The sequence below is a fragment of the Bacillus sp. CGMCC 1.60114 genome, assembly GCF_042676365.1.
GTDB classification, from domain to species: domain Bacteria; phylum Bacillota; class Bacilli; order Bacillales; family Bacillaceae_G; genus Bacillus_A; species Bacillus_A rhizoplanae_A.
Window position 1 is genome coordinate 1 of the sequence record NZ_JBHTHG010000042.1, and the last position, 4516, is coordinate 4516.

At 29.0% G+C, this 4516-nt stretch carries 5 protein-coding genes; 2 read left to right on the forward strand and 3 right to left on the reverse strand.

Annotated elements, in window-relative coordinates:
• Positions 1 to 664: 664 nt before the first annotated feature.
• Positions 665 to 1075: a DUF1878 family protein gene (locus tag ACFQZ1_RS10295; RefSeq protein WP_377882090.1), complete on the reverse strand. Its 411-nt coding sequence runs from the start codon at positions 1073 to 1075 to the stop codon at positions 665 to 667.
• Between the two features lie 303 nt (positions 1076 to 1378).
• Here ACFQZ1_RS10295 and ACFQZ1_RS10300 point away from each other — a divergent pair, with 303 nt between their 5' ends.
• A complete protein-coding gene (locus ACFQZ1_RS10300; protein ID WP_377882091.1) occupies positions 1379 to 1738 on the forward strand; it encodes a winged helix-turn-helix transcriptional regulator in 360 nt (119 codons plus the stop codon).
• Between the two features lie 73 nt (positions 1739 to 1811).
• Here the strand turns inward: ACFQZ1_RS10300 and ACFQZ1_RS10305 are convergent, their stop codons facing one another.
• Both ACFQZ1_RS10305 and ACFQZ1_RS10310 read right to left on the reverse strand, forming a co-directional pair.
• Positions 1812 to 2339, reverse strand: coding sequence for an NAD(P)H-dependent oxidoreductase (locus tag ACFQZ1_RS10305; RefSeq protein ID WP_377882093.1), 528 nt, complete (start codon positions 2337 to 2339; stop codon positions 1812 to 1814).
• Positions 2340 to 2907: 568 nt separating this feature from the next.
• Positions 2908 to 3669: a glycosyltransferase family 2 protein gene (locus ACFQZ1_RS10310; protein ID WP_377882095.1), complete on the reverse strand. Its 762-nt coding sequence runs from the start codon at positions 3667 to 3669 to the stop codon at positions 2908 to 2910.
• Between the two features lie 367 nt (positions 3670 to 4036).
• Between ACFQZ1_RS10310 and ACFQZ1_RS10315 the strand changes: the two genes are divergently transcribed.
• A complete protein-coding gene (locus tag ACFQZ1_RS10315) occupies positions 4037 to 4411 on the forward strand; it encodes a hypothetical protein (protein ID WP_377882097.1) in 375 nt (124 codons plus the stop codon).
• Positions 4412 to 4516: the final 105 nt, after the last annotated feature.

Genomic DNA, 4516 nt, shown 5'->3' on the forward strand with positions numbered 1-4516 from the left:
GTAAAAAGGGAAATTGTACGTCTTCCATCTATTGTTCCCTCCTTTTATATAAGGGGCATCGCCAACATTTTGGACAAATCCTACGCTAAACAAAAAATACAATAGGCTGCCCATATGGACAGCTCATTTACATAATTCTCGTTGTAGGAAGTTAAAAAATATCGCTTTAAGAAAGATCGGTCTTTTTATATAATTATTTTTTAGTTTTTCTATTTTTAAATCTATCAACAACATAAAGAATTAAAAATAAACCTCCAAAATAAATAGAACCTCCAATAAATAAATAGTAAATATCTTTTTTTACCCCAAGACTAGTTCCTACATAGCTATAAGTAAAAGACCAAAGAACTACTAATATTATCTTTGTTTTTGTAAGGTCATTCTTCATAAGTATTAAAAATTAATCCCTCCTACTTTATGTTATTATAATGAAATTCAATGTAATAGAGGAGAATCCCTATCTGTATACACTATACATGATCAGTTGACATAACGTAACATTATCGGGATTCAATGTATTTAGAAGACTATTAAAAATCCCCCAGATTGTTTAACTGGGGGACTTTCGTGTTCACATAATTCTCGTTAGTGGAAGTCAATGTATTTAGGGGATTAACAAAGGTCCTCCAGATTACTTGACTGAAGGGATTTTTCATTCACAGAATCAAATGTTATTACTAATTTGTAATTGCTCTAAAAGATAATCACAGACATTTACAAAAATACATTGTTTTTTTAAATTTAATAACAAGTATTTCAATTCAAATTCTTGATAAAAAATCTTAGTAATATATAGTTTAAACTCATCTAAATTAGGCTTTTCGGAACTGTATAGCAAATCTAAAGGAAGTTTAAATTTAGAAAATAAATGATCATTTTGAGCAAAAATGGAAACTTCTTCTCTAGTTAATCGATTATGAAATGCAATTAAAATTTTTGTTAAAGCTTTTACTTGTTCTTCTTCAAATTCATAATTTATAACAAATCTATAAAATGGGAACTCGTCTGACTGAATCATACTTTGCATAAGTCTAAATTGATATTTTAATAAATTCACTTCTTTAATTAAATCCATGTTTTCCTAAATTTACCAATATATGATAACAATATATGACCTAAAATACAAATACTTATGATGTATAATCTATACATAATCGGTTAACATAATGTAACATTATAGGTAGCAAGAAAAACGCACAAACCATTGATAGTATTAGGTTTGTGCGTTTTTTCATGAGAATGAAATAATATGGGATATTAAAAACATTAAATGAAATATAAACGTGTTACTTTATATTCTTGTGATAAGATTTTATAGTAGTTTATTATAAAGTATTGATATTGATAGGATATTTTTATCAGAAGGAGAGTGGGGATTGTGAGAGAAACCTGTGTTCCGACGGGTGTAGAACTAAAAAACACTGGTTTTGGATATACGTTATCCTTAATAGGTGGTAAATATAAAATAATTATTTTGTATTGGTTATCTGAAAATAAGGTTATGAGGTTCAATGAGTTGAAGCGATGTATTGGGACTATTTCTTTTAAAACACTAAGTGTTATGTTAAAAGATCTTGAGGAAGATGGTCTTATTATACGCGAAGAATTTCCCCAAATACCTCCAAAAGTTGAATATTCATTATCTGAACGTGGTTGTTCACTTATTCCATTGTTAGATATGATGTGCGAGTGGGGAGAGAAAAATAGTTTTCAAGATCTTGAAGATGTAACAAAATAGGCATAGTGTAAAAAGAAAGTACCTTCTTGGTTTAGAAGGTACTTCTTATTTTAATTTTTATAAAATTTACCTATTACATATTATCAATGAAATTTAAATAATCTTGAGTACTTTTTTCTATTTCACTTACAGATGGCTCAAATTCTGCTCCATAAAATGCAAAGAATGAACGATAATCCGCTTTACAATAGATGGCTGTCGCCTCAAACGGACGCAATACTTGTTCAAGTGTATAATGGTATCTCCCAGCTTCACTATAATCCGCATTTTTGATCCCGGCAGATACACCTAAAGCAACTTTACGATTTTTTAATTTATCTCCTTTTGAACCATAAGCCCATCCATAAAGGAAAACATCATCCAGCCACTTTTTTAAGAGAGGAGGACAGTTGAACCAATATACAGGAAATTGGAAAACAAGGTTACCGTGAGTTTCAACCAATTTTTGTTCTTTTTCCACATCTATGTTCTCATCAGGATAAACCTTATACAATTCGTGCACAGTATATTTTTCTGGATATTTTTTTAATTCTTCTATCCATCGCTTATTAACAACAGATGTTTCTAAACTTGGGTGTGTTATGATAACAAGAGTTTTCAATGTTGCTTCCTCCTTAGGCTGATTTCATTTTTATTGTAAAGTCCAATTTGAAAATATGTAAGTACGCACTTTTATTACAGGTACTTACATAAAGGTAAGTACCTGTAATAAAAAGATTGTGTTGATTGAAGAAAAGAAAAAACAGTTAATATTACAGATACAAAAAGAAAAGAAAATCATTAATAATCCATATAAGTTGTAATACAAAATAAAAGACGGCTTTTAAGTCGTCTTTTATTTTGTAAATATGTTTAATTTTTTATAGGGGCTATAAACTCTTTATTTACAGTGTTTTGAATGTATATTTTTGTTATGTGTTTTGATGGTATCAAGGGATTTGGCGTGAAGTCAATATTTCAGGTGATTTGAATGTAAACAAATATTCAAAAGTATACTTTGGATAAAACTAAAAAAATTCTAAATAAATGAGATTCTTTTAGTTTTGTTGAATTTTATCATATCTAGCAAGAAGACCCCCCATCTCAAGCGCGAAGCGATAGGTGGGGGTAGTTAAATTATCTTGTTTCACTAGTTCATTTGATGATGATTTGTTTAGGAATCTTCACAGTTATCTTTCTTGGTTATCATAATATGTTTTATCTGCGTATTTTTTATCATTTCCTTTTAGATAGGCTAAGATTATTTTTGGATTTTTAAGTAAAGCCCAGTCTCCATATTTATCAAATCTTCTACTTGAAGTTATCATTCCATTTTTAATTGTACCGAATTTCTTATTATTTTGCTTTCCCCATTTTTTTAACCGTTTAGCGAAATCTGCATCTTCTGCCATAAGCATGTTTTCATTAAATCCGTTGATTGCTATAAAGTCTTTTCTATAGCACCAAAAAATCCCTACAGATATAGCTCCATACTTAAAAAGAAAGGGGATTATTATTAACATTGCGGAAACGAATATTCCTAAAGATATTCTTTCAAACTTCCCAGTTACCCCACCGCCGATGTATTTACCTGAAGCTAAATATTTGTTTACATTAAACAACATAGACTCTGTCATTTGGGTATCAGCGTCTATAGTGATGATTATTTCTCCACTAGCTATTTCGGCCCCTGCATTTCGGATTTTGGATAAGTTTTTATCGTTATTTTTTAATGTAATACAGTTATACGACTTTGCTATTTCCTCTGTTTTATCTGTGCAACGATTTAAAACAACTATGACTTCAGTTTGATCTTTATATGCCTCTGATGCCTTTGTAATTGAATCCAAACATTTTCTAATGTACTTTTCTTCATTGTGTGCAGGGATTATAATAGAAAACTTCACATCTTTTTTTAAATTGATTCCTGAAGATTCGTTTGTTTCAGCCATAATACTCCTCCTTTTTTTGAAAAGTAAACATTTACCACCTATAACATATATTAACACCAATGGGGTTGTATTATAGAAACTAAAAGTAAACAAATATTTAAAAGTTTACATTTACATAATTTTGTATCTTTAGCGCACAATTTTTTATTTTTGGTAATGTCACCCTTATATGCAGTTATGTTGAGTTTGTGAGGTTTAGTTCTCACATGACTAGCAGTACTCACATCTAAAAATAGGGAAGAAACTAAAAATTGGTTTTTATAGGGTTAAATGGTACAATTTGGTACGAAATAGAAATAAAAACAATGAATATAAAACTGAACAAAAGTAAAAGAAACAGTATTTTAAAAATAAGGAGAATATATAAATGCAAAAAATAAAGCCATTAATTCTCCTACTTATTTCTAGTTTTTTACTATTTGGGTGTAGTGATAAACAATTAAGTGGGAAATGGAGATTAGTCGATAATGATAAAAATTGTCCGATCTCTTATGAATTTAAAGAAAAGATTGAAGTTAATCCTAAAACTAAAGAAAAGAAAAAAATATTGTTAATAGATATGTATACTCAAAAATTATCAGATGAATATAAATATGTAGGTATATATAGGTATTTAGATAAGAATTTGATTTTGGTTGACTATGGGAATTCGTTTACCCAACAGCAAAAAATGGTTGAAGATAAGGACAGATTAAAAGTTTATTTTTCAGGGACAGATAAAATATATACTTATACAAAATAAGGGGTTCTGGTGCAAAGATGATTTCAAAAAAACATAGGACATGAATTTCCTATTAACTTACGGATTATGCTGCAATGCCAAACAGTTTATCAATGAATTCTTTTC

What these genes read in the sequence shown, in the direction of transcription:
- ACFQZ1_RS10295 (WP_377882090.1), bottom strand. Translation starts at nt 1,075, where the DNA reads ATGGATTTAATTAAAGAAGTGAATTTATTAAAATATCAATTTAGACTT.
- ACFQZ1_RS10310 (WP_377882095.1), bottom strand. Translation starts at nt 3,669, where the DNA reads ATGGCTGAAACAAACGAATCTTCAGGAATCAATTTAAAAAAAGATGTG.
- ACFQZ1_RS10315 (WP_377882097.1), top strand. Translation starts at nt 4,037, where the DNA reads ATGCAAAAAATAAAGCCATTAATTCTCCTACTTATTTCTAGTTTTTTA.